This window comes from Anthropogastromicrobium aceti (assembly GCF_020687335.1).
Lineage (GTDB): Bacteria > Bacillota > Clostridia > Lachnospirales > Lachnospiraceae > Anthropogastromicrobium > Anthropogastromicrobium aceti.
Map to the genome: position 1 here is coordinate 1 of NZ_JAJEQN010000049.1, position 25,548 is coordinate 25,548.

Below are 25,548 nucleotides of genomic sequence, written 5' to 3' on the forward strand. Positions count from 1 at the left end.
TTGAGATGAAAAGTTTGTGTGCAGTTTTGAAGGTACAGTGAAATAGAAAGTATGAGAGAAGGAATCCGAGTGATCGGATTCTTTTTTTATGCAGAAAATAAAATGCACTAGAATCATACTTTGGTATGATTTAAATTTACAATAAAAAGAGTAAAATGATAGTAGTTATTAAGAATATAGAGTTTTTTGGCAAAACCTAGCGGGTAGCCCTAGTGGAAGTCAGAACAAAATTGCTAGATACAACAGTAAAAGCAAAAGGAGAACACAATATGGAAAATGAGATGCTTGATCAGATGCATAAGAAGCTAGTGTGGAAGATAACTATTCAATTTATTTGGATTTTATGTATTATTGCAATGATGGTCTGCATTATTTATGAGGGAATTGTGCAGGTGCATAGGAGCCATGTGTGGGCATTGGGAGGCATGGCTCTTATTTTGCTTATAACATATTTTATATGGAATTTACATACATTATGGGAACTTTTTGAAAACAAAACGAAGGTGGAAAATGAGCTAGAGCGCAGTTCAACATTGATACATTGTGTTACAGAATTGTCGGCTAATCAAGATGTTGATGAAGCAATTAATCATCTGCTAGAAATAATTAATCAATATTTTAAAAGTGATCGTACGTACATTTTTGAAATTGATGAAGAACGGCAGATTGTACATAATAGTTACGAATATGCAGCAAAAGGTGTTTCAAAGGAGATTGAAAATCTTAATCAAGTTCCTATCCAAATTATTGCATCATGGATAAAAAAATTTGAAAGAGAGGGAAGCTTTTATATTTCGAACTTAGATTTAGAGAAAGATAGAGAGGATGAACGGGCATATGAGTGCTTAAAGGCACAGAATGTAAATAGCCTACTTGCTGTACCGCTTATAAGAAATCGAGAAATTATCGGATTTATTGGTGTTGATAACCCAAGAAAAAATTATCGGGATTTTCCGTTTCTTTCCTCAATTCAGTTTTTCATTATGAACCGCTTGGACACAAAGGCGCAGCAGGAGAAGCTGCAGTACCTATCCTATAGAGATGCACTTACAAATCTGTATAATCGCAACCGCTATATGAATGTGCTGGAGAACTATAGCCAGAATAAGGGACAGTTAATTAGGAATGTTGGGGTTATATATATGGATCTCAATGAATTGAAAAAAGTCAATGATGAGCAGGGACATGAAGCTGGAGACTCTTATATTCGAAGAGCTGCGCAGCAAATTGTTGCAGTCTTTCCAGAGCATACATATCGCATTGGCGGAGATGAGTTTGTAGTTCTTTATCCGGAAATAAAACAGGCAGAATTTGAATATTTTGTTTCGCAGTTGCAGAAAAATGCAAAGGAACATCATGTTAATATTTCTTATGGTGTAGTATGGAAAGAAATTTGCGAGAACCTAGAAGATCTGCTTACAGAAGCAGATAAGAAAATGTACGAAGATAAGAAACTTTATTATTCGAATACAAAGCATAACCGTAGAGGGCAGATTGAAAGAAATTCGCCACTTTTTACAGCAGAGAAAAAGGTAATGCAAGATTGAATTTTATACCCGTTGTGCATAAGAGCACAGCGGGTAGACTGTTTATTAGTGATCGGTATTGTCAAAAATACGAAGAAGCTTGGAACGCTGGTTGTCCTGTTTAAAGGAACGAAGCGTTTCTTTTAATGTTGTGTTGCGAAGGGTGTATGTATTATGCAAGAAACAGACCAATGTAATCATCCAAAGAGCAGGCCATAGCAGCGGGCATTTACCAAGTTTCGGAAAGCGCACATGCATCTGAAGATGACCCTCCTTGAAATATGTAAGAAAATTTATTTTTTCATAGGAACCACTGCCAACAAGTGTTGAACCATTGTTGTGGGTTACATCTCCATCCTCTAGCAGTTGTGTGATAAAAGCCTCACAGTCATTTTTGTTATAATGAATTTTTGAATCAATCGTTTCTGGCAGGCCGAGATAGATGCGGCATGTTTCCAAAATGATTTCATATAGGTGTAAGATTTTTGATTCTTCGCACCATGTATGGATTTTTACAAAGTCAACATCTGTGTAATTGTGCTCTAAATAAAATGAGAAATCACACAGTAGTCGAATGCCGAAACCACTGTATAAATAATGTTTGAGCATATGGTGGATCATATAAAAGGTGTATTCAGTAGGAGGAAGAACCGGATAGCTTCGATCATTCACTTTTTGTATAATGGGAGTAAAAGCGCCGAACGCAAAAACAGCATCAACAATTTTGTTGGCAGGGGCATATTGATATAGTCCAACAATTCGGTAGTGAAGTTCTAAGATCATAGTGCGCCCTGTTTGGGGAACTTTATAGAGATAGCCTTGATGATGGTCACTTATTTCATCATCCTTTGTGTAGCCATTTGCAAGCAAAAGAGCACTAGCACGATTAAACATTTCTTTGTCATTGATATAAATATCAACATCTCCTAGTTTTCTATATTCAGGAACTGGATAAAAGGCAGCAAGACTAATTCCCTTTAGGAGAATATAAGATATATTATTTGCGTCAAAGAGATCAGCAATTCGCCGTGTGAACTGTTCGATCTGGTAATAGTTTAGCATCATTAGTTTTGTTTGATGTTTTAGGCTATTAAGAATAGTGGGATTCTTTATATAGGAAAGAAGAAACGGGAGTGTGGATTGCACCTTTGTAAGCTCTGTAAGTGGTTGTTCATTCTCTGGTTGAATTGTTATAAAATCGGTAGGATTTTGAACACAGGTATTATAAATAATTTGAAGGTAGAGCTGATCAATATGGTTCATAGCAAACTCCTAATTTAAAATTAAAATTTCAATGGTAAAACAATGCTATTAGTATAACATAAAACAAAAAAAGCGTGAATAGGGAAATTGAGAAAATTGCAACAGGTAACAAAAAAATCATAAAAGAATAATTGCGTTAAGAAAGAAAAGGTAATATACTAGACGAAGGCATAAAAGCTTGAAGGTACGACAGGAGAGGAGTTAAAGGATGCTTGAAAGAAAGCGAAATTTGACCAACAATGCAATAGATTTTGTTATAACATGGGTAAATGGAAATGACCCTGAGTGGAGAAAAGAAAAAAGCCTATATAGTGGAGATGCGATATCTAATTCTTTTGAATTGGATATTAGAGAAGAGCGCTATAGAGACTGGGATAATTTGCAATATTGGTTTCGTGGGGTAGAAAAATTTGCACCATGGGTACGAAAAATTCATTTTGTTACTTGGGGGCATCTGCCGAAGTGGTTAAATTTGGATAACCCAAAGCTTCACATAGTGAATCATAAGGATTATATTCCAAAAACATTTCTTCCAACATTTAATTCTCATACGATAGAATTGAATTTCCATCGTATTTCTGGTCTTTCAGAGCATTTTGTATATTTTAATGATGATATATTTTTATTACAAAAGGTAGAACCAGGGGAGTTCTTTAAAGGTGGAAAACCAGTGGATATGTTAGCGCTCCAGCCAGACGTTGCAAATGCAGATGATCAGGTTATGCCTTATATTTATTTAAATAATGCAATGGTGCTTGCAAAATATTTTGACAAGAGAGAAAATATGAAAAAACAGCCAGAGGCATATTTTCATATTGGATATCCATTACAGTATTTTATCTATAATATTTTGGAGACTGCATTTCCAAGATTTACAGGTTTTTATACTGTGCATGGTCCATCACCGCTAAAAAAGAAAACATATGAAACACTTTGGAAGATGGAGCCAGAGCTTTTAAATGAAGTGTGCAGCCATAAATTTCGTGAGAAAAGTGATATCAGTCAGTATGTTCTTAGGGAATATCAAAAGTTAAGTGGAGATTTTATTCCTAGAAATATACAGAAGCTAAATGGTTATTATGAAATTTCAAATGAAAATGAAACACTGCTACAGGCAATCAAAGGTCAGAAAAAGAAAATTTTGTGTTTGAATGATGCAAATTGCAACGTTGATTTTGAAAAAATTGAGGGGGAAATAAGGAAATCATTTGACCAAATCCTTCCAGAAAAGTCTTCATTTGAGATATAATGCAACTTCAAAAAATGATAAATAGGAATAAATGATAAATAGGAATAGATGAGGAAAGCAAATGAAACAAAAAGGAAACTTTGTTCTTCGAAAATTATTGGATGAATATGTACTGGTTCCTTGCAAGGAGACTGCCGAGCAAATGAATCAGGTGATTACATTAAGTGAGATTGCTGCTTATATTTATAAGCATATTCCAGATGTAGATACAGCAGATCAGCTAGCAGATTTGGTCAGCAGGGAGTACAATGAGCCAAAGGAGAATGTAGTAGAGGATGTAAATATGGTAATAGAAAAATTTGAGCAGATGGGGCTATTGGAAAAATAATGGAAGGAGAGATCTATGATCGCTTTTTTAATAGGCGGTGAGGGCCGCTTTATGGATGCCATGATTAATAAGCTAAATAAAGACGGACATAGGGTTTATCTGTTGACTGGAAGCAAGAATAGTCAGACATCCTATCAAAAGGTATTTGAAAAATACAATTTTGAATACGATAGCGATAGTATCCGGGAGATTCTAGTAAGTGCAAACCCGGATGTTGTTATTTTTATGGGGGCTTATGATTCGCGGTATGACTGGGAGAATGCAAGAAAAACTTCAGTGCAGTTCACAGCTGATCTGACAAATGTAATTTCTGCATATTCATCAGTAAAAAAGGGGCGTTTCCTTTATCTTTCTTCACAGGAGGTCTTTGGTAGATCTTATGTCAAGGATATCAAAGAGGATGAGCCAGTTTCTGCGACGAGCTTTCGGGCGCTTGCTTTGGCTCAAGGTGAGGAAATTTGTAAAAGCTATTACAATACACGAGGAATGCAGTCAATTGTTGTTCGAATGGATCATCTGTATGGGACACCAAAGAGAGGAAAAATGGAGAATAATCCGTGCTTTCAGATGACATTAGAGATGCTAAGAGACAATAAAGTGTCGGCCAATAGCAGAAATTTGTTTTCGATGATTCACCAAAATGATGCAGTTCAGTTTTTGTATCAGCTTGCAACAGCAGAAAAACTGGAGCATTCAATCTACCATATTTCATCGGGCAGTGTGATCAGCCAGATGCAATTGGCACATATGGTCAGTAACGCAGCCGGCAGAGGCATAGAAGTGGTTGACGATACGGTAGGAAGCGGATATCGTATGGTGCTAAGTGGTGAGCGGTTTGAAAAGGAGTTTGGCCGTAAGATATTTGTCTCCTATGAAGAAGGTGTAAAAAAGACTGTGCAATATATGAAAAAGCACAGTAGCTCATTTCTAAATCCGCAGGATAGCGGGGCAGGTTTGGGAAATCATCTGTGGAGAAGTATCTGTCAAATTTTCTGGTTGCTTGTGCCGTATCTGGAGAATTTGGTCTGTTTTATTCCATTCTTTATGTTGAATAATAGAGCAGTTTCCAGCCAGTATTTTAGTAAACTGGATTTTTATTTGCTTTATGTGTTATTATTTGCAATTGTATATGGACAACAGCAGGCGATTTTTTCGGCACTTTTAGCAACAGCCGGTTATTGCTTTAGACAGATGTATGATAAGACTGGATTTGAGGTATTGCTTGATTATAATACGTATGTTTGGATGGCTCAGCTATTTATTGTCGGTATGGTAGTTGGATATATGAAGGATCAGATCAAAAATATCCGAAATCAGGATGAGGATCAGATCCAATACTTGAATGGACAGCTCGGCGATATGTCAGATATCAACGATAGCAACGTTCGAATGAAGCATACGTTTGAGCGCCAGATCGTTAATCAGAAGGATAGTCTTGGAAAGATTTATGAGATTACCTCTCAGCTGGATCAAAGAGGACCAGAGGAGGTGCTTTTCTATGCGGCTCAAGTGCTTTCGAAGCTGATGGAGACCGATGATGCAGCAATTTATACAGTGGCCAACAAAGATTATGCTCGTCTGTTTTCCTTCACATCTCAGACGGCAAAAAAGCTTGGAAAATCAATTCGCTATTCAGATATGAAGGACATGTACGATGAGCTGCTTGCACACAGAGTTTATATTAACAAAACAATGGATAGTAATTATCCGTTAATGGCCTGCGCAGTCTATTCAGAAGATCAGATGCAGACCATTTTGATGCTCTGGGGTCTTCCTTGGGAGCGTATGAATTTAGCAGAGACCAATCGTTTGACAGTGGTTGGATATCTGATTCAAAATGCAGTTGTAAGAGCAAGTCGCTATCTGGATGCACTCCGCGAAAGACGTTATGTAGAAGATAGCGATATATTAGGAAATGAGGCATTCAAGCAATTGGTAAATGCATTTTTTGATGCAAAGCGCAATGGTCTTACTGAGTGTTGCCTATTAAAAATTCAGCATACAGCTGAAAATTTTAAGGAGACAGCTCAAAGATTGGAAAAGAAGTTGCGCCAGACAGATTATTTTGGTGTGCTTTCAGATGATCTCTATGTGCTTCTTCCGAATACAGATGACGAAGATGCAGAGGGCGTAATAGCACGTTTTAAAAAGGAAGGTTTTGAGAGTACAATTGTTCATACGGAGGATGTAGTAGCATGACAAGAGCAGAATGGATGTTTGTGATTGTATGGATCATCAATTTGATTGTATCTGTTCTTTATTATTTGTGGGGAGCTTTGTTCTATGTTCCAGCGAGACAACAGCAAGATAAGGATGAGGCAGAATATCTTCATGATAACAGACGAACCTACTTGATTCGAGTGATCGTTATGGTGCTGTGTCCAATCGTAGGACCTCTTTTCTTTCTAGTCAGTCATCTGATTTATATGACAATATTTAGACAGGAAGTGGATCTTGAGGATGTAATTTTTAGTAAGGAACGAGTCAAGACACATGCAAAGGCAGATGAGGAACGAGAGCGAAATCTGGTTCCTCTTGAGGAGGCACTTGCGGTAAGTGATAAGAAAAATCTTCGAATGCTGATGTTGAATGTAATTCGAGGGGATCTTCAAGATTCACTTGAATCTATTGCGCTTGCATTAAATAGTTCTGATTCCGAGACCTCTCATTATGCCGCGTCAGTGCTTCGAGATGAGTTGAATGACTTTCGTGTAAATGTGCAGAAAATCTATACCGATATGAAAGAGGAGAAGGAAGAACAGACTGATGCAGAGACGATGCTGATTGATTATATGAAGCGAATTTTGTGTCAAAAGGTTTTTACAGAGATAGAGCAAGCAAAGTTTGTTCAAATGATGGTAGATGCAGCAGAATCTCTTTATCAGAAGAATGCGCAGTTGGTAACGCCAGCGAGATATGAGGCTGTTTGTTTGCGATTGATTGAACAAAAACAGTTTGACCAAGCTGATGTTTGGTGTGAGCGCCTTGCAAAACAGTATCCAGAGGAATTATCAGCATACACATGTAGATTGAAATTATATTTTATAAAAGGCGACAAAGAACATTTCTTTGCCGTGATGGATCAGCTAAAGAAGTCCGATACGATTATTGATAATGAGACGTTGGAGCTGATTCGCGTATTTAGCTAAAAGAAAGAAGGTGAAGGCGATGTCTATGACAATACTTACAATCCTGCAGATTGCGCAGGCGCTCAGTGCATATACGTTGGTGACATGTATTTTTCCAGCGATCTTATTGCATAAACGGCTGGCAGCATATAAAATGTCAGAAAGGTTGATTGGATATTTCCTTGCCGGTAATTTTTATATTATTTATCTGGTATTTTTGCTCCAGTTTCTTCATATATCACATCCTATCACATTGCAGATTGGTACGATTGCTCCGTTTTTTCCAATTATTTGGAAGAAAAGAAAAAATTTCCATATTGTCTCAAGAGTCAGTTCTGCCTCTCAGCTTGCAATTCATGTTCTTCGCAGAGAAGTGGGCGTTAAGACATTGATTGTAAAGGGATGGAAAAATTTTAATAATCAACATTCAGATAAAATAAAAAAATGGCTGGTTTGTTATTTGCCAGATTTGATCCTTACGATAGCAATCATAGTAGGTGTGTTTTATGTTTATGGAGTAAATACAGTTACTGTATTTGGATATAAGGCTTCAGATGTTCCGGTTCATAATCTTTGGATTAATGAAATGGACAACAATAATATTTTTGCAAATGGTGTATATCCACATGGATTTCACTGCGTCATTTATTATCTGCATGCGACATTTGGAATTAAAACCTATATCTTATTAAGAGTATTTTCACTTGTGCAGACGCTATTTGTGCATTTGGCACTGCTGGTATCATTAAAGGTAATTTGTAAGGTTCGATTTACACCATATATAGGAACAGCAGCATATTTAATGTTAAACATCTATAATAGCAATTCATTTGAGCGTTATTCAAGTACACTTCCTCAAGAATATGGAATGTTGTTTATTTTTCCTGCTGGTGTACTTGCCATTCGCTTCTTCCAAGAATATGCAGCATTTCAAGTTGAGACAGATGAAAATAAAAAAAGTTGGATGAAAAAAAGAATAAAAGACTATCTGGTTGCATTTGCAGCCAGCTTTTCTCTAACTCTTACCGTCCATTTTTACAATACAATGCCAACTGGTATTTTATGTTTGGGAATTGCGGTGGGCTTTTGTTTCCGTTTTTGTAAATGGAGATACTTTTGGCGTATTATTCTGACGGGCATTTTAAGTGTGATGCTTGCAGTTTTGCCAATGGCAATTGGTGTGGTTATGGGACATCCATTGCAGGGATCATTGTATTGGGGACTGAATGTAATAAATGGAACAGCAAACAAAACAGAAGAGGGAGATTTTAAGGAAACAGTTATTATTGATAAAAATGGAAATGAAATTCGAGTTGTCGGTGATGTAGATGAGGAGGTGCTTGGAAATATCATAAATGGAGAGCAAATGACAGATGGAGAAGAATCTTCTTATGAGTCACAGACTGATCCCTCCCAGATGTCACAGGAGCCAAAAAAGAAAGAGTCAAAAGTAAAACAGTTGTTGGCATCTATAAAAAATAAGTTCGATATTATCTTAATTGAAATTCAGGTGTATTGTACGGTTCCCAATCACAAGGTTATGATAATAATGGTTCTTGCAATTGTGAATTTGATTCTGTTAGGTGCAATTGCGTTAGTGCTTAAGAAAAATGATTATGGCGGAATGATTTGGTCGATTGGATTCTATATGCTTTTCATGTGTCTAATGCAGTCATTACCAGCACTTGGTCTTCCAGAATTGATGCAGCCGTCTCGAGTTTGTATTTTCTTTTGCTATTCGCTGGGGTTGGTGTGGGCATTGAATGCAGATGCATTTCTTTATCTAGTATTCGGCTGGATAAAAAGGCAGGAAATCTCGCATATCTTTTCAGGAGCAATGCTTGCAATCGTTTCTGTGGCAGCATTGTTATTAGGATTAGTGAGAACACCTGTTACAGCAAATGGTTTGGAGACGAATGAGGCAATCATTTGTCTTACCAATATCATGCATGAAAATAAAAAATTTAATTGGACGATTGTATCGGCGGACGATGAGCATCAAATGTTGGTGGACGATGGCCGTCACTATGAGATGATCACTTTTTTAAAACAATTGATGAATTTAGAAAAGAATCCCGAGATTACGCTTCCAACAGAATATGTGTATTTCTTTATCGAGAAACAGCCAATCAACTATGCTGGAAGTGCCAATGGAATTGATCTCCAACCAGTATCAGAAGAGGGAGCAAAAACATCAGTCAATACAGGTGGAGGTATTTCGCCTTATACAGCTGATGCGCGTTGGAGTACGATGTCTCATATGTACTATTGGGCACAGGCATTTATGAAGCTGTATCCGAATGAGATGAAGGTGTATTATGAGACAGATGATTTTGTCTGCTATTATATTCATCAGAATGTAGAGTGTCTTTACAATCTGGCAATTGATTATGGTTATAACAATCCAAAGGAACAGGAGGAAGAGTAATGGTATCACGCAGAAATTATGCAGCGATTACGATTGTAATGGCAATTATCTTTTTCCTGTTTCAGTTTTTGAATATGGCAAAGGATCACTGGAATAACTATAGCACGAACCAGTATGCCAAAAATGTGGAGAAGCTTCCAGGGGCGGACAGTGTATATCTTGCTTCGACTAGCGATAATCTGGATCAACAGGACGATAATTTCATAAAGTGGTCACAGAATCCGTGTATTGTATGTATTGGTTCCGACAAGGAAGGAACAATGGGAGAGATGCTTGGAAATTGGGCCTTATATATGAAAAGAGAACTTCAATATTATGAGTCGATCTTTGATTATGACGAGGCAATCTCAAGTAAAAAACAGAAAACACCACAATTTATTTTAATTGATCCAGACTATGTTGACTGGGATGATACTAAGCAGATTCGCAGCTTACAAAGTAGCATGGAAAATGGTGTGAATCTGATTTTTGGAAAGCTTCCGGATGTTTCTGTTGTTAGCAGTCATAAGCTGTTACGTCGTTTGCTTGGCATTAACGAGATTACAAGTGAGCATGTGACGGCAGAGGGAATCCATCTATATGGTGGTTTTTTGTTGGGTGGAGAAGCGATTTATAAAGCAGAAACCGAGGAAGAGAAGAAAAATCAAGACCTTGAGCTTACATTCCCTTGGTACCATCTGACAAGTGGCACAAAGATTTATATGAAGGGAATGCTTGAGAATCCAGATGTGAAGATTCAAGAGTATCCTCCTCTTATCTGGAGAAAAAATTTTGACACGGCATCGGTTTTTGCGGTGGTAGGCGATTATATGTCAGATGCGACCGGGTTAGGTCTTGTCGCTGCAATGCTGTCTGAAATGCAGTCGTACACGGTTTATCCGGTGATTAATGCGCAGAACTTTATCGCAGTGAACTATCCGGGAACGGCGAATGAGAATACGTTGGCATTGCGCCAGATGTACAGTCAGACGATGAGAGGACTGTTTCGCGATGTTATTTGGCCAACCTTCTCATCAATAAACATCAAAACATCATTTCGACTCTCCAGTATGATGGCAATGCAATTTGATTATTCTGATACGGCAAAGCCAAATGGGGAGGATGTTCAATACTATATGGAGGCCGTAAATGAGGAAGAGGGCGAGATGGGTTACTCTGCCTACAGTGTATCAGATACCTCCATCGTAGAAAAGGTCGATGAGGATGAATCGTTTTGGAATAAAATACTTCCAGATTATCAATTTGCGTCGCTCTATGCATCAGACAGATCCGACGAGGAACTTCAAACAGCATTAGACAGCGATTTCTTGAACCAGGTTAGCACAGTTGTCAAAGGTATTAAAGAGACGAGTGATGTTGTCGGCTATGAAAATAATCAGGTGACAAGGCAGAATGCATTGATTGATGGGTATGAGCATACATTTCGCCAGGATTTGCGGATTAGAAGTGTGGAGACAGCACTTGGCTATACATGCATTCTTGCCGATGTGAGTAGAGCTGCCTATCCGCAGTCTGATGAGGATGGTTGGGAAAAACTATCCGAGAAGCTGATGGCTAATACAATCACCTACTGGGAGCCATTTTCTAATTTTGCAGGTACCACGGTCTCTGAGTGTGATAGTCGTATCAGACGTTTTTTGTCACTTAATTATGAAGATGCCAAAAGTGAAAGTGAAGATAAAATTCTGATTCATGCATCAGAGGGAAGCGAAACGGCATGGTTTCTTCTTCGAACAAGTGGAGAAGTTGTAACTGATGTGACAGGTGGCACCTATCAGAAGATAGAGGATAATGTCTGGTTGATTGGAGTGGAAGAGTCCACTGTAATGGTGACATTAGGAGCATCACACAAGCTGTTTTATTATGACTGAGAAGACAAAAATAAGTGCAAACGAAAAATAAATTGATCGTTTAATACTAATAAACACAAAAATAACGAAAGGAGTTGTCGCATGAGGGTATGTATTGTGGCAGAGGGATGCTATCCATTTGTGGTTGGCGGTGTGTCGAGCTGGATACACAGTATGATTCGATTGTTTCCGAAGACTGAATTTGTGATTTTGGCAATTGCAGCGAATCGCTCACTTCGTGGAAAGTATGCGTATGAACTCCCAGAAAATGTGTCAGAGGTATATGAATTATATTTGCAGGATGTAGATTGGAGTAAAAAACACAGAAGAAGACATCGTTTAAATAAAGAACAGTATAGGGCTCTTAGAAGTTTGATATTGGATCAAGATGTACAGTGGAATATATTGTTTGATCTTTTTCAGAAAAATGATATCTCACTCAATGATCTTTTGATGGGAGAGGACTTTCTGCTTGCTGTTACAGACTGCTACAATTTAAAATATAGTCAGCTCGTTTTTTCGGATTTTTTGTGGACAATGAGATCCATCTATCTTCCATTGTTTATTACATTGCAGATGGAGCTTCCAAAGGCAGATCTGTATCACTGCGTAGCAACTGGTTATGCTGGTGTGCTAGGCAGTATGGCTAAGCACATATATGGAAGCCGTTTGCTTGTATCGGAGCATGGAATCTATACACGTGAACGAGAAGAGGAACTGATCAAGGCAAAGTGGGTAAATGGAATCTATAAAAATATCTGGATTGATCAGTTTCGAAAGATGTCAAAGCTTGCTTATCAGGAGAGTAGTTTAGTCACAAGTCTCTTTGAGCAGGCAAGACAGCTTCAGATTGAACTGGGGTGTCCACCAGAGAAAACAGCAGTTACGCCTAATGGAATCCGCGTGGAAAACTTGCAAAATATTGCCAAAAAGCAGCCTGAGGATGAGGTGAAAATCAATATCGGAGCTGTTCTTCGTGTTACACCGATAAAGGATGTTAAGACAATGATTCAGGCATTTGCCTTTGCAAAAGCCAAAGAGCCACGCTTGAAACTATGGATCATGGGACCCTGGGATGAGGATGAGGAGTATGCGAAGGAATGCTTTGAACTTTCCGAGACACTTGGTCTTTCTGAGGATATTGAGTTTACTGGACGAATCAACATTAAGGATTATCTAGGACGAATGGATATGACAATTTTAACAAGTGTCAGTGAGGGTCAGCCACTTACTATTCTTGAAAGTTATGCAGCGCATAAGCCGGTGATTGCAACTGATGTTGGAAACTGTCATGGTTTAATCTATGGTGAGAGCGATGATTTTGGACCAGCAGGAATGATTACCCATATCATGAATGTCGAGGAGATTGCTAAGGCGATGGTTGAGATGGCTCAGAAGAAGGAGATGCGTCTTGCAATGGGTGAGAACGGTTATCGTCGTGTAATGGCAAAATATAGAGTTGAATATATGCAAAAGACCTATTGGGAAATCTATCGAGATTTTGCAAATAATATGAAGCTTGAATGGACAGAGCCGCCTGTGGTGATTCCAAAAGAAGAATGAAGAGAGGAGGAGTGAAATAATGGCTGGAATTGGAGTAAGGCTCAATAAAATTTTTGGAAGAAATACGCTGACAACAAATATGATCGGTTTCTTTTACAGTACATTGGTTACAGTAGCGCCGATGTTTGCAATCATCATTAACTTAGTTTTGATGGAATATTTCTTAAAATTTTCAACACTAGGTTATGCCCAACGTGAGCTATTTTCCTGTACAATCCTCTATACCTTTATTTTCTCGTTGTTGACAGCATCGCCGTTTAATGCAGTGCTGTCGCGCTATATTTCCGATGTTATCTACGAGGAACGCTATCAGGATATTTTGCCGTGTTACCATATCGGAATGATGCTAAACATTGTGTTAAGCTGTCTTGTCGGCATTCCATTTTGTCTGTGGGAGCATTTTGTTGGAGGCGTGAGTGTCGCCTATGTGTTTGCTGGTTTTTGGTGCTATATCAGTCTGGTGTTTGTCTTTTATTCGATGATTTATCTGTCGATCTGTAAGGATTATCAAAGAATTGCCCAGTACTATATAGTAGGTATGCTGGTTGCGTTCTTTTTGTCCTTGTTTCTTCGGTATATCTGCCACTGGGGAATTACTCAGAGTATGCTTGCAGCGATGGATGCCGGATTTTTCTTAACGGCAGTTCTCGAAAATGCACTTGTAAAACGGTATTTTCGAAAAAACAGCAATCGTTATAAGCCAGTGCTCTCCTATTTCAAAAAGTATTGGCAGCTAGTTGTCACCAACTTCCTCTATATTTTGGGCTTATATGTGCATAACTTTGTATTTTGGACAACAGATATGAGAATGGTGGTTGTGGATAGCTTTGTCTGTAATCAGCCGTATGATATGGCATCCTGTCTTGCGATGTTTACGAATATCTCGGCAACAATTATCTTTATTGCCAGAGTTGAGATGTATTTTCATGAGAAATATAAGCTGTATTCGGAAGCAGTCATTGGAGGACGAGGAGCCGATATTCAGAATGCAAAAAAAAGAATGTTTCGTCAGTTGGCAAGCGAGCTGATGACACTGGCAAGGATTCAATTTATTATATCTGTAGTGATTTATTTAATCTGCATTGTTGTTTTGCCGACAATTGGAATTTCAGGAATGACAATGAAGATTTATCCGTCACTTGCAGTGGGCTATTTTATTTTGTTTTTGATGTATTCTGCAATTATTTTTCTTTATTATTTTAATGATTTAAAGGGGGCAGTCTTGACAGCAGTTGTCTTTTGCTCTATTACGTTTGTAGGCAGTATCATTTCAACCCATCTCTCACCCATCTGGTATGGCATGGGTGTGGTGGCAGGCTCATTTGCAGGTTGGACAATGGCCTATGCGAGACTGCGATGGATTGAGAAAAATATGGATACTCATATTTTTTGCAGTGGTTCCTTGATTCCGAGAGGGAAGGGACTAAAGCCGTCGGCAAAGGCGTATGACCGAAAGCAAATGATACAGGAATCAACAACGAATGCCAACAACCTATGATGAAAAGTATAAGTTGGAAATACAGAATTTATCAATGAAAAAGCAGGGAGAGGAGACTTACAATGAGCATAGCAGCAATCGTACGAATTGGAATAAGCGCAACAGGTTTTTTAATTATGGGACTTACATTCTACTTACATGCAGTGAAAAAGCTTACTGTAAATTTGGCAGTGGCATGGGAAGGAATCGGAATTGGACTAGTCCTAGTCGGAGCCATACCTGTTTTGTCTTCATGGTGTTATCTGATTGGTGAAGGTACAGTAGTAGCGATGTTTCTGGTCGGAGCAGTTGCCGTGTGGAGTGGTTATGAATTAAGTGTTCAAATTTCATCGCTGTCTTTGAAGACACAGGAGCTTGCAATGCAGGTTTCTCTATTAAATCAGGAGAATGAACGAATGTTAAAGGCACTTTCCGAACTTACTGGAAAAGATGTGCGAGATATCTAAACGGTGGTATGCATATGAAAAAGAAAAAAGTATTATTTGTAATCAATACACTGGGAAGAGCTGGGGCAGAGGTGGCTCTACTATCGCTATTTTCTGCTCTTGATCCGAACAAGTATGACATATCCTTATATGTAATTATGGCTCAAGGCGAGATGGCAGATGAACTTCCATCATATGTACATTTGAGAAATCCCTATTTTAGCACCGAGTCTGTTTTGACAGAAGATGGTAGAAAAGATTTGGTGCGTACGGTGATGCGAAAAATGATAAAAAATGGTCACTGGTTTCAGAAAGTATCATATATGCTTCAGGTTTGGAAACAGATGAAGCAGACGGGGACTATGCTTCCAGATAAGATTTTGTGGCGAGTGCTGTCCGATGGAAGTGAGCGCTTTGAAAAAGAGTTTGATCTGGCAGTTGCCTATCTGGAGGGGGCGTCTACCTATTATGTGGCAGACCATGTGAAGGCAAAGAAAAAGGTTGCATTTGTACATATTGATTATGAAAGTTCTGGTTATACGCCATTTATGGATAAAGACTGTTATGAGAAGATGGATCGCATCTTTGCTGTATCTGATGAGGTAAAGGCACATTTTTTAAAATGCTATCCACAGTATCAAAATAAGGTGGGGGTATTTCATAACATTATTGACCATATCCAAATCAAAAAAATGGCAAATGAGGCAGGCGGATTTACCGATCAATACGAAGGAATTCGCATTCTTACAGTGGGACGTTTAACCTACCAGAAAGCATATGACATTGCGATTGATGCAATGAAGCTAGTCAAGCAGTCGGGCTGCAAAGCGAGATGGTATGTACTCGGTGAAGGAAACGAGCGCGAAAAACTGGAGAAAAAGATCAAAGAGCTTGGACTCGAAGAGGACTTTTTATTGCTTGGTGCAGTCGAAAATCCATATCCGTACTATGCTCAGGCTGATCTTTATGTGCATGCGACTCGCTTTGAGGGAAAGAGTATTGCAATTCAAGAGGCACAGGTTTTGGGATGTCCAGTGATTGCATCTGATTGCAATGGCAACCAGGAACAGATTGAAAGTGGCGTAGATGGCATTTTATGTAAGTTATCACCAGAGGATATCGCAAAGAGTATAGAAGAACTTATTGCGGATCCGAAGAAGCGTCAGATATATGAAAAATGCGCCCAAGAACGAAATAAAGAAAACAAGGAAGAAATCAATCAGTTGCTGACTATGATGAGATAAGGAGATGGACAACATGAGGGAAAAAGAAGTGCTGGTAATTATTCCTGCTTATAATGAGGCAGCTAATATTGGAAAAGTATTAGATCAGCTGGAAAAACCGGAAATATCCGAGATTGCAGATATTCTTGTTATGAATGATGCGTCAGTAGACAATACGAACTGGCTTGTAAAGGCAAGAGGACATGCTGTCATTACTCATGTGTTTAATCTTGGATATGGAAGCGGAATTCAGCTAGGCTACAAGTATGCAGTGCGAAGAGACTATAAATATGTGATTCAAATGGATGCAGATGGTCAACATGATGTCTGCAATATTCCAGTTATCTATGATCGCCTTCGCCAAAAGGATGAGGATGGCCGTTATCCAGATATTGTGCTTGGCTCTCGATTTATGAATGGAAGTGCTGATTTTTCAGTTTCTATTGCAAAAAAAATAGCTTTTCATTTATTTCGCTTTATGATTGAGGTAGCAGCAGGAAGAAAGATTGCAGATCCAACGACTGGTCTTCAGGGACTAAGCCGCAAGGCAGTGCTATATTATTCAAAATACAACCATTTTGATGATAAGTACCCAGATACCAATATGATTATGCAAATGATTCTTCTGAAATTTAAGGTAGTAGAGGTTCCAGCAGTCATGCATCCAAGAACAGTTGGTGCCAGTATGCATTCCGGTTTAAAACCAATTTGGTATATGCTTCGAATGTTTTTCTCTGTGCTAGCAGTTGTCTTTCGTTGCAAGGTCTTAAAGGTTGATGAGAATGCGGGATTACAGGATGTAGAAATTCCTTATACACAGCAAAAAACTGCTGAGCTAAAAAAGCAAAATTAAAATAGAATTAAAAATAGGATAAAATAAGCTATGAAAATAAAAAGTCTGTTTAAAAATAGTTTTTTTAGCCTCCTATCCCAGTTGGTGCTTTTGCTGTTTGGTTTTTTGAGCCAAAGGGCAATGAACTTATACATAGGAACTGAGCTAGTCGGCATGAATGGTGTAATTTCTAATGTAATTGCAATGCTTTCCGTGACCGAGCTTGGAATTTCAACTGCCATTGTCTATCATCTCTACAGTGCGATTGTGCATCAGGATGAGAAAGAAATAGCAGCACTTATGAATCTGTACCGAAAGGCTTATTATTTATTTGCATTTGTGCTGGGTGGAATTGGCTTATTGATTACACCGTTTGTTCATCTGTTTATGAAAAATGAGAGCTATTCTCTTGGCTATGTGAGAACACTTTACCTTTTGTGGTTGCTTCGAACGGTCATTTCGTATCCGCTCTCCTACAAAAAGTCGCTACTGATTGCTGATCAGAATGAATACGTCGTCAGCGTCGCAACGATATTGACCAACATCATTGGATATTCGGCAATCATTTTATTTGTAACCTTTACAGGAGAATATTTGCCAGCGTTAATTACTGGAATCATCGGTGATACCGTATTAAACGTTTGTATCAATCGCTATGTAGATAAAGAATATCCATTTTTGGTCCAATTAAAAAAAGAAAAGCCCAAAAAAGAGCTTGTCTCAAAGATTTTTGATGACTTAAAAAATGTGTTTGTCTCAAAACTGTCAATGAATCTTTTGAGTGGAACCGATAATCTAATTATCTCTGGATTTATCAATGTCGCCACAGTAGGAATTTTTAGTAACTACGGGCTTATCACGCGATCAGTGAGCAATATTATTCGTGCGCTGGCATCAAGCATTCAGCCGGGTGTTGGAAATATGTTTGTAGAGTCTGGCCGAGAACGAAATTACCAGGTTCTCAGGCAGATGACTTTTTTATTTTTTCTGATTGTAGCAGTTGCTGCGTGTGGTTTGTATGTGTTAATTGACCCATTTGTTGAGGATATTTGGCTTGGAACCGATTTTATGTGGGATCCAATCTCTGTTTTTTTGTCAGTTACAGCGTGTGTATTGATTGGAATTGGACAGCCGATTTCGGTTGTGATGAGCGTTAGTGGATTGTTTAATCGAGAGAAAACACTTTCTGTCATTTCAGCAGTCGTCAATTTAGTCGTATCATTGGCATTGGTGGTTCCATTTGGTACAGCAGGAGTACTCCTTGGAACCTGTTTAGCCTATCTAATACAGATCATATACCGAATTGTGATATTCTTTGGAGAATATATCAAGATGAATGCAAGACGGTATGTAATGGATCTTTTCGAATATGCAGTTTTACTTTCTGGTGAAGTATGGCTGTCAAAGAGAGCAGTTGCGCTAGTGTACAATCACTCATTTTTGACTTTCCTAATAGGTATGATCATTTGTGTCCTCGTTCCAATGTGTCTAAATTTACTTCTTTTTTGTAGGAGTGAGCGCTTTAAAAGCTTTACGAAGTTGTTTCATAAGCTTCCAAGCTAGTGGCCGAATCGGGCGTAAAAATAGCCAGAGAGAGGAGAAAAAGCGATATGGAGGATTTTGAACGTCGGTAAATTTTCCGTTTCGAACAAATCCAATCATTTTTCCGCGTACTTGGTCAGCTCGCAGAGGTCCTTCAATTTGTGTTTGATTATCACCGACCATATAAAAAGAGTCATTTGTGATTTTCCAGATGCGATGAAGGACTAAGATACTTTCGTCGCGTCGATAAAGGACGACATCGCCACGCTTTAGAGAGGAAAAAGCCACGTGCTCAATGCACGCTTCGTCTCGTCCTGGGATAAAGAGTGGATACATGCTATAGCCTTGGGGCTTAATTTTAATGATATTGCCATCAGCCAAAAGCTTTTCAATATCAATAGGAAAGGTAGAGGACTCGTTTGATTGTTGCATAAGAAAAACCTCCTTAAAAAATAAAAATAAATTAGGAAAATCAGGCATAGCTCTTATGATGAGTATACCATTTTTTTAAGAAAAAACCATAAAAGGATTGCAAAGAAAAAATTTTGTATTAAGATAAAGATAGAAAGCGATGATGAGAAACGTAGGAATATAGTGGGAGAGAAGTGATGAAGATTTCTGTTATTGTGCCCGTATACAATGCACAGGCATATTTGAGTGACATGATAGATAGTGTTCTTTCACAAAAATTTGCTGAATGGGAGTTGCTATTGATTGTTAGTAAGTCAGAAGATAACAGTCTTACAATATGTCAAAGTTATGCAAAAAAGACATCCAAAATTCGAGTAATTGAAATGCCGAGTGGATCTGCTGGAATGGCAAGAAATATAGGCTTAAAAGAAGCAATGGCAGAATATATTATGTTTGTCGATGCAGATGATTTGCTACCGGATGGGGAAGTTTTTGAGCGATTTTATCATCGGGCAATAGAGAGCAAAGCTGATATTGTTGTATCCAATTATATGCGATTATGGAAAGGGAAACTCTTAAAGGCGGCATCACATGCAAGCTTTTCTGGTATCGATCAGGACAAAGAAGATTTTCGTTTCCAAGGCTTCTTTTCGGTAGGAACACTGTCATATGTATGGGGAAATATATACCGAAAGCATTTTCTTGAAGAAAATCAAATCCTTTTTACAGATCTCTCATATGCAGAGGATAAGCTCTTTAATATGCAGTGTTGTTTAAGTGGTGCACGATATGCTTTTTTAGATGATATTGGATATATTTACCGAAGAAATGAGCAGTCAATTTCTTATCAATATAATCCCAAGCAAAGTCAGTGCTGGATAACGATTGCAAAGCAGATTCGAGATTATGCAAAAAAGAATAAAACAAATACAGAGAATAAAAATATAAAAAATGCGGCAACAGGGCTGATGGAATATATTTTATTCTTTGGAATTTTCTTTGCAGCAAAGATGGAATATACCGATGGATCGGGATCAATAAAGAGAGTAAGAGCGCTTGTTAAAAATTATCATACAGATCCGCTTGTAAAAAAAGCATTTAAAAAGCTTGTGAGAGATCCGAGGGTAAAAGAATTATCGCAGCTTCATTGGAGGGTAATGCTTCGCTTGTTTTCAATGGCAATCAATTGGAAATTATATGGAGTGCTTGCGGTAGGAATTAAAGTGCTTGTGCTACTTCGTATCGATGAGAGATTGTCAGATACTGGGTTAAGAGAATAAACGAATCATAGTTAGAGAAAAAAAGGAGGAAGGGCGGATGTGGATTAAACGTCAGGAGGGCTATTGTCTAAAGAAAATTGCAGGAGTACAGTATCTGCTTCCGTATGGACAAAAGGTAGCCGATCAAAAAAATGGTATTGTATTAAATGATACAGGTGTATTTTTGTGGAATGAACTGGATGAGCCAATGACACAGAGTGTTCTTGCAGAAAGACTTGTGGAGCAATATGCACAGGATAATGAAGAAAAATTAAATGATGAAATTCGAGATGAGATACGACAAGACGTAAAACAATTTGTACAGGAACTGATTGCGCTTGAAATTTTGCAGGAGTGCCCTGAGTTTGAGCGCGATGAAAATGGTTGCTATCCGACGAATCAGGTGCTGGCAGGATATTTAAAGATCGCAGGAATGATAATTTATTTGTATGGTGATAGAGAACTGATTTCGTCTCAGTTTGATCCATTTTTTTTCGATACAATTTCTTATAAATCCTGTAAAGATAAAAATAGTAAGCAGAATGCGCAGCAACTTGACATGCAAATCGAGCTGCTTCAGAGTCTACCGCATGTCCATCCAAATGGACAGACACTACTCCGAAACGAAGAGCTAGAAGTAAATAAAACAAATGAGGGGTATCTGGTACGATTTCCATCCATGAATCAGATTCGGGAAGCACATATGACAGCAGATGGGCGTTTTGTTCAGGTTTACGTGAAAGGCTGGGATAAGGAGAAAGCAAAGGAAGAACTGTTTCATGCAATTCGCCATTTCTTTTTATTCTTTGCTCAGAGACAGGGCTTTTTTGCGATTCATTCAGCATCCATTCTTTATCGAGATCAAGTATGGCTTTTTTCGGGTCATTCTGGAATGGGTAAAAGTACACATACAAATCTTTGGAAAGAACAATTTGGCACTGAAATCATAAATGGTGATTTAAATTTGATTGGATGGAGTAATGGTGAGCAGACTAATATTGGACAAAGTGTAGATAAAACAGGTTCAAAGGGACATCCAATCGTATACGGAATGCCATGGTGTGGCACATCTGGCATTGCATCGACAAAATCGTATCCGCTTGGAGGAATAGTTCTTTTAGGGCGTTCAGATAATGATCATTTTGAGTCATTGACGAATGATCAGAAAATTGTGCGCGTGATGCAGCGTATGATTTCACCAGTTTGGACAGAAGATATGCTTGAGACAAATCTAAAATGCGCAGCTAAGCTGGCAAAAGAAGTGCCGATTTACTATCTGCTTTGTACGAAGGAGCCGTCAGCTGCATATGTGATGAAGGCGCGAATTGATAAGGAGGATGCGCAGCAGTGAAGCAAAAACTAAAGCTTATTAAAAAATATCTTCAAAAGGATAGCTTGCGCAAGCTGATTCGTCAGGGCTTATGGATTGGCCAGTATGCCAGACGTTACTGGAAGGCAATGGTGCTGTACACGCTTCTTGGTGTTATGGGTACGGGTGTTTCACTTGTATCTAGTTTAATCTCAAAAGATCTGGTTGATATTATAACAGGTCATGAGACGGGGCGATTAATCAGTACATTTGCGGCAATGATTGGATTTTCAATTGGAAATATTTTGGTAGCACAGGCATCAGGCTATGCATCTACACTCATTAACCTGAAGGTGGATACCGAAATAAAAAATGATATTTTTGCGAAGATGATGGTTACTGATTGGGAATCACTTACTACATATCATACTGGTGATCTTGTGACAAGGTGGAGTTCAGATGCATCAAACATTGCAAACGGTATTTTAAACTGGATTCCTAACCTGATCATTTATACAGTTCGTTTTATCAGTGCGCTTGCAATTGTAATTTACTATGATCCGACATTTGCAATATTTGCATTGCTTGGAATTCCATTTAGTGCATTGCTGTCAAAGCCGCTTTTAAAGCGTATGAGTAAAAATAATCAGCGCAGTGCGCAGATGAATGCAAAGCTATATGGATTTAATCAAGAGACTTTTTCAAACATTCAGACAATCAAAGCCTTTGATCTTATTAAATTTTATATTGAAAGATTGGGTTCTCTTCAAAAAGAATACATTGGAATGCGCCTTGAGTTTCAGAGAATGTCAATTCTTACTTCTATTTTGATGTCTATCATTGGTTTTATTGTGTCATACAGCTGCTACGGATGGGGAATTTACCGTGTATGGAGCGGGGTAATCAGTTATGGTACAATGACAATGTTTTTATCATTATCAGGTACATTGACAAGTTCAGTAAATTCACTTGCAGGTTTAATCCCGTCAGCAGTATCACTTACGATTTCAGCAGGACGTCTAATGGATATTGTAGAGATGCCGCAGGAAGATTATAGTCATGATAAAGAAGTGGAAGTGTTTGAAAAAAAATATCGAATGGGAGGTATTGGACTAGTTGTAGAGGATATGGGGTATACCTATCATACTGGAACAGAGGTATTTAAGCATGCTTCGATGCAGGCATTTCCGCATGAAGTTGTTGCTCTTGTAGGTCCTTCAGGTGAAGGAAAAACAACGATGCTTCGTTTGATACTAGCACTTCTATGTCCAAAAGAAGGCCGTATGTGGGTATGCGCTGAGGAAAACAGAGAAGAAAAGATTTTACTTAGCGCATCGGCAAGAAAGCTGTTTTCTTATGTTCCGCAGGGAAATACAATGTTTTCAGGGACAATAGCAGAAAATCTGAGAACGGTAAAGCCAGATGCATCAGATGAAGAATTGATTGAAGCATTAAAGCTTGCCTGCGCATGGGATTTTGTAGAGAAGCTTCCTGATGGAATAAACAGTGCAGTAAAAGAGCGTGGTGGTGGATTTTCAGAAGGACAGGCACAGCGTTTGTCAATTGCCAGGGCGCTTCTTAGAAAATCTCCAATATTATTGTTGGATGAGGCTACTTCTGCTCTTGATGTAGCAACCGAGCGTCGAGTAATCCGAAACATCATGACAGATACTTATCCGCGCACTTGTATTGTAACGACACATCGTCCAACTGTATTAAATATCTGTGCGAGAGTGTATGCAATAAAAGATAAGAGCTGCAGGGAATTAAAAGAGCAGGAGATAGAACAGATGATACGAGAATTTTAATGCATTTATGCATGAGATTTCATAGCGCATAAAGTATTATGATTGGATTTTGCGGGGTAAAACAAACCTGTATCTTTTATGTTGAAAAATATTGACATATTTTTGGCAAGGTGCTAGAGTAAGGAAAGAAAAGAAACTAACAGAAACTGCTAATCTGTTTTCTGATTAGTCATTTATAAATTTTTCAGGAGGGAATTTTATGACAAAATATTCTAAGCCTGTCATCACTGTAGATGCAGGAATGGCAGAAGGTGTTTATGCAGCAAGCGGATGTCTGGTAGGAAGAATTGCGGATGAAAGCTATGAAGGCGGAATGGGAAATAAGTATCGTTTTGCCGTATATTATACTCATGAAACAAAAGAACACAGTAATACTGCTCAGACAGTAGTTGTAAAATTAAATGCTCCGGTTAATGTTGTTGATGGAAATGCACAAGGATTCTATCAGAGTGGAAACGGTACGGATACATTAACTTTTGTTAGGAATTCCAGCATGAATGCTAGTGGTGCTGATCAGGGAATGTTTAATGTTGTTGTCCAGCCAGTTACTGGAGAGGCCTCTAGCTTGAAAGCTACATTGGTATCAGTTACAGATAGTGGTTATATCAGTTGATTTTAATATAGGATGTTGTGAATACATGAAAAAGGTCGCTTCCTTTTGCTAGGAAAGCGACCTTTTTTTCATACGTATCATGTAATGAAGAATCAAAAATTAGTTTACAGAGTAGGTAAATCCAGTCATCTTAAGATCGTCAATGCTGGTACCGTGGTTCAGATGAATACCAATTGTAAGCGGATTTTTTGCTGTGCTTGCAAATGTAAATGTAGCAGTCTTTCCAGACCAAGATGTTTGAACAGAAGCATCATCTGTTTCAGCCTGATCAACAGTATCATTAAAGGTAATATTTAATGTGATAGTACCGTTAAGATCAGACCAGTCAGCCATAGCCAGTCCCTTACCGCCGTTTGTGCCCCAGCGATCCCATACACCATAATAAGTTACATTTAAAGTTCCCTTAGCTGCACCGCTTGCTGCATAAACACCCTCAGCTAAACCAGAATCAACAGTGATCATTGGTTTTTTATAAGTTCTCATAATAGTACCTCCAGTAAGAATTAAGAAAAATAAAAGATGAAATCCCCACTGGCCGGAGTGTGTTCTCGGGATATTCAGTGTGAGACCGGACACCTCCGATACGGCATTTTGAAAAACAAAACAACCATACTCTTCCCAGAACCAGCGGATAATTGCATTTTAGCATGAGCCATTTTAAATGTCAATTTCTATTAAAAAAAATAGAAAAAAGTTGAAAAAAGTGGTTGACAAACCCTTGGAAGGGTGGTATTATAGTCAACGTTGCAGCGAGAGACAACACTGAAACAACAGCAATAACTTAGAAACAGTTAAGTTAATTGAGTAAAATTAATTCTTTTAAAAGGATAGTTGAAACAATTGAAACTTAGCGAAAATAAAGTTAAAAAGTTGAAAAAAGTGCTTGACAAACGCAAGCGACTGTGATATATTAGATGAGCTGTCGCTGAGACAGTGAAGAGATCACAAGAACCTTGATAATTGAACAGTATAACCAACCCTGAAAATTTCTTAAAAAAGTCTGGAAACAGACGAGTGAAATTTTTAGCGTAGTATCAACTACAACCTATAAAAACAGTAAAGTCTTAGAGATAAGACACACAAACGGACAGGAATGCGTTAGCGCATGACTGACCGGGAGACAACTTGAACATGAGAGTTCGATCCTGGCTCAGGATAAACGCTGGCGGCGTGCTTAACACATGCAAGTCGAACGGAGCTTTTCTTTCGGGGAAAGCTTAGTGGCGGACGGGTGAGTAACGCGTGGGTAACCTGCCCTGTACAGGGGGACAACAGCTGGAAACGGCTGCTAAT

Annotated in this window: 20 protein-coding genes and 1 rRNA gene; 18 read left to right on the forward strand and 3 right to left on the reverse strand. The window is 38.4% G+C overall.

Annotated features, from left to right (window positions below):
* Positions 1-269: 269 nt before the first annotated feature.
* Positions 270-1,547 (forward strand): sensor domain-containing diguanylate cyclase, encoded by a 1,278-nt coding sequence (locus LKD48_RS14225; protein ID WP_308732366.1) that lies wholly within the window; start codon positions 270-272, stop codon positions 1,545-1,547.
* A gap of 45 nt (positions 1,548-1,592) precedes the next feature.
* Here LKD48_RS14225 and LKD48_RS14230 read toward each other — a convergent pair whose 3' ends face one another.
* Complete coding sequence (locus LKD48_RS14230; protein WP_308732367.1) at positions 1,593-2,789, reverse strand: nucleotidyltransferase domain-containing protein; 1,197 nt, start codon at positions 2,787-2,789, stop codon at positions 1,593-1,595.
* A gap of 208 nt (positions 2,790-2,997) precedes the next feature.
* Between LKD48_RS14230 and LKD48_RS14235 the strand changes: the two genes are divergently transcribed.
* The 12 genes from LKD48_RS14235 (at position 2,998) to LKD48_RS14290 (ending at position 18,876) form a co-directional block, all read left to right on the forward strand.
* Positions 2,998-4,038, forward strand: coding sequence for a stealth family protein (locus LKD48_RS14235; protein ID WP_308732368.1), 1,041 nt, complete (start codon positions 2,998-3,000; stop codon positions 4,036-4,038).
* Between the two features lie 61 nt (positions 4,039-4,099).
* Positions 4,100-4,366, forward strand: coding sequence for a PqqD family protein (locus LKD48_RS14240; protein WP_308732369.1), 267 nt, complete (start codon positions 4,100-4,102; stop codon positions 4,364-4,366).
* A 15-nt stretch (positions 4,367-4,381) separates the two neighbouring features.
* Positions 4,382-6,565, forward strand: a complete 2,184-nt coding sequence (locus LKD48_RS14245; RefSeq protein ID WP_308732370.1) for an NAD-dependent epimerase/dehydratase family protein — start codon at positions 4,382-4,384, stop codon at positions 6,563-6,565.
* On the forward strand, positions 6,562-7,515 hold the full coding sequence (locus LKD48_RS14250; RefSeq protein WP_308732371.1) for a hypothetical protein: 954 nt from the start codon (positions 6,562-6,564) through the stop codon (positions 7,513-7,515). The genes LKD48_RS14245 and LKD48_RS14250 overlap by 4 nt, the downstream gene beginning before the upstream one ends.
* 19 nt (positions 7,516-7,534) lie before the next feature.
* Positions 7,535-9,922 carry a hypothetical protein gene (locus LKD48_RS14255; RefSeq protein ID WP_308732372.1) on the forward strand — a complete coding sequence of 796 codons (2,388 nt, stop codon included), beginning with the start codon at positions 7,535-7,537 and terminating at the stop codon, positions 9,920-9,922.
* Complete coding sequence (locus tag LKD48_RS14260) at positions 9,922-11,793, forward strand: DUF2194 domain-containing protein (protein ID WP_308732373.1); 1,872 nt, start codon at positions 9,922-9,924, stop codon at positions 11,791-11,793. Before LKD48_RS14255 ends, LKD48_RS14260 begins: the two co-directional genes overlap by 1 nt.
* Positions 11,794-11,874: 81 nt before the next feature.
* Positions 11,875-13,335, forward strand: a complete 1,461-nt coding sequence (gene pelF, locus LKD48_RS14265; protein WP_308732374.1) for a GT4 family glycosyltransferase PelF — start codon at positions 11,875-11,877, stop codon at positions 13,333-13,335.
* Between the two features lie 19 nt (positions 13,336-13,354).
* On the forward strand, positions 13,355-14,833 hold the full coding sequence (gene pelG / locus LKD48_RS14270) for an exopolysaccharide Pel transporter PelG (RefSeq protein WP_308732375.1): 1,479 nt from the start codon (positions 13,355-13,357) through the stop codon (positions 14,831-14,833).
* Between the two features lie 62 nt (positions 14,834-14,895).
* Entirely contained in the window at positions 14,896-15,279 is a 384-nt protein-coding gene (locus LKD48_RS14275; RefSeq protein WP_308732376.1) for a DUF2304 family protein, read from the forward strand.
* A 14-nt stretch (positions 15,280-15,293) separates the two neighbouring features.
* The gene (locus LKD48_RS14280; RefSeq protein WP_308732377.1) at positions 15,294-16,502 is read left to right on the forward strand and encodes a glycosyltransferase; all 1,209 of its coding nucleotides are present in this window, start codon (positions 15,294-15,296) and stop codon (positions 16,500-16,502) included.
* Between the two features lie 4 nt (positions 16,503-16,506).
* Entirely contained in the window at positions 16,507-17,334 is an 828-nt protein-coding gene (locus LKD48_RS14285; protein ID WP_308732378.1) for a glycosyltransferase family 2 protein, read from the forward strand.
* A 120-nt stretch (positions 17,335-17,454) separates the two neighbouring features.
* A complete protein-coding gene (locus tag LKD48_RS14290; protein ID WP_308732379.1) occupies positions 17,455-18,876 on the forward strand; it encodes a lipopolysaccharide biosynthesis protein in 1,422 nt (473 codons plus the stop codon).
* Here the strand turns inward: LKD48_RS14290 and LKD48_RS14295 are convergent.
* Positions 18,808-19,287 (reverse strand): S24/S26 family peptidase, encoded by a 480-nt coding sequence (locus LKD48_RS14295; RefSeq protein WP_308732380.1) that lies wholly within the window; start codon positions 19,285-19,287, stop codon positions 18,808-18,810. The genes LKD48_RS14290 and LKD48_RS14295 overlap by 69 nt on opposite strands.
* A 176-nt stretch (positions 19,288-19,463) precedes the next feature.
* Here LKD48_RS14295 and LKD48_RS14300 point away from each other — a divergent pair, with 176 nt between their 5' ends.
* The 4 genes from LKD48_RS14300 (at position 19,464) to LKD48_RS14315 (ending at position 24,255) form a co-directional block, all read left to right on the forward strand.
* The gene (locus LKD48_RS14300) at positions 19,464-20,546 is read left to right on the forward strand and encodes a glycosyltransferase family 2 protein (protein WP_308732381.1); all 1,083 of its coding nucleotides are present in this window, start codon (positions 19,464-19,466) and stop codon (positions 20,544-20,546) included.
* Positions 20,547-20,583: 37 nt separating this feature from the next.
* A complete protein-coding gene (locus LKD48_RS14305; RefSeq protein WP_308732382.1) occupies positions 20,584-21,876 on the forward strand; it encodes a PqqD family protein in 1,293 nt (430 codons plus the stop codon).
* On the forward strand, positions 21,873-23,642 hold the full coding sequence (locus LKD48_RS14310) for an ABC transporter ATP-binding protein (protein WP_308732383.1): 1,770 nt from the start codon (positions 21,873-21,875) through the stop codon (positions 23,640-23,642). Before LKD48_RS14305 ends, LKD48_RS14310 begins: the two co-directional genes overlap by 4 nt.
* Before the next feature lie 199 nt (positions 23,643-23,841).
* Positions 23,842-24,255 (forward strand): hypothetical protein, encoded by a 414-nt coding sequence (locus LKD48_RS14315; protein ID WP_308732384.1) that lies wholly within the window; start codon positions 23,842-23,844, stop codon positions 24,253-24,255.
* 99 nt (positions 24,256-24,354) lie between these two features.
* Here the strand turns inward: LKD48_RS14315 and LKD48_RS14320 are convergent, their stop codons facing one another.
* Positions 24,355-24,738, reverse strand: a complete 384-nt coding sequence (locus LKD48_RS14320; RefSeq protein WP_308732385.1) for a hypothetical protein — start codon at positions 24,736-24,738, stop codon at positions 24,355-24,357.
* A 644-nt stretch (positions 24,739-25,382) separates the two neighbouring features.
* Here LKD48_RS14320 and LKD48_RS14325 point away from each other — a divergent pair.
* Positions 25,383-25,548 (forward strand): 16S ribosomal RNA (locus LKD48_RS14325); the annotation flags it as partial.

Coding starts and splice junctions, on each gene's coding strand:
- LKD48_RS14285 (WP_308732378.1), top strand. CDS start 16,507: ATGGACAACATGAGGGAAAAAGAAGTGCTGGTAATTATTCCTGCTTAT.
- LKD48_RS14260 (WP_308732373.1), top strand. CDS start 9,922: ATGGTATCACGCAGAAATTATGCAGCGATTACGATTGTAATGGCAATT.
- LKD48_RS14240 (WP_308732369.1), top strand. CDS start 4,100: ATGAAACAAAAAGGAAACTTTGTTCTTCGAAAATTATTGGATGAATAT.
- LKD48_RS14230 (WP_308732367.1), bottom strand. CDS start 2,789: ATGAACCATATTGATCAGCTCTACCTTCAAATTATTTATAATACCTGT.
- LKD48_RS14225 (WP_308732366.1), top strand. CDS start 270: ATGGAAAATGAGATGCTTGATCAGATGCATAAGAAGCTAGTGTGGAAG.
- LKD48_RS14235 (WP_308732368.1), top strand. CDS start 2,998: ATGCTTGAAAGAAAGCGAAATTTGACCAACAATGCAATAGATTTTGTT.
- LKD48_RS14300 (WP_308732381.1), top strand. CDS start 19,464: ATGAAGATTTCTGTTATTGTGCCCGTATACAATGCACAGGCATATTTG.
- LKD48_RS14280 (WP_308732377.1), top strand. CDS start 15,294: ATGAAAAAGAAAAAAGTATTATTTGTAATCAATACACTGGGAAGAGCT.
- LKD48_RS14295 (WP_308732380.1), bottom strand. CDS start 19,287: ATGCAACAATCAAACGAGTCCTCTACCTTTCCTATTGATATTGAAAAG.
- LKD48_RS14290 (WP_308732379.1), top strand. CDS start 17,455: ATGAACTTATACATAGGAACTGAGCTAGTCGGCATGAATGGTGTAATT.
- pelF (WP_308732374.1), top strand. CDS start 11,875: ATGAGGGTATGTATTGTGGCAGAGGGATGCTATCCATTTGTGGTTGGC.
- LKD48_RS14315 (WP_308732384.1), top strand. CDS start 23,842: ATGACAAAATATTCTAAGCCTGTCATCACTGTAGATGCAGGAATGGCA.
- LKD48_RS14255 (WP_308732372.1), top strand. CDS start 7,535: ATGTCTATGACAATACTTACAATCCTGCAGATTGCGCAGGCGCTCAGT.
- LKD48_RS14245 (WP_308732370.1), top strand. CDS start 4,382: ATGATCGCTTTTTTAATAGGCGGTGAGGGCCGCTTTATGGATGCCATG.
- LKD48_RS14250 (WP_308732371.1), top strand. CDS start 6,562: ATGACAAGAGCAGAATGGATGTTTGTGATTGTATGGATCATCAATTTG.
- LKD48_RS14305 (WP_308732382.1), top strand. CDS start 20,584: ATGTGGATTAAACGTCAGGAGGGCTATTGTCTAAAGAAAATTGCAGGA.
- LKD48_RS14275 (WP_308732376.1), top strand. CDS start 14,896: ATGAGCATAGCAGCAATCGTACGAATTGGAATAAGCGCAACAGGTTTT.
- pelG (WP_308732375.1), top strand. CDS start 13,355: ATGGCTGGAATTGGAGTAAGGCTCAATAAAATTTTTGGAAGAAATACG.
- LKD48_RS14320 (WP_308732385.1), bottom strand. CDS start 24,738: ATGAGAACTTATAAAAAACCAATGATCACTGTTGATTCTGGTTTAGCT.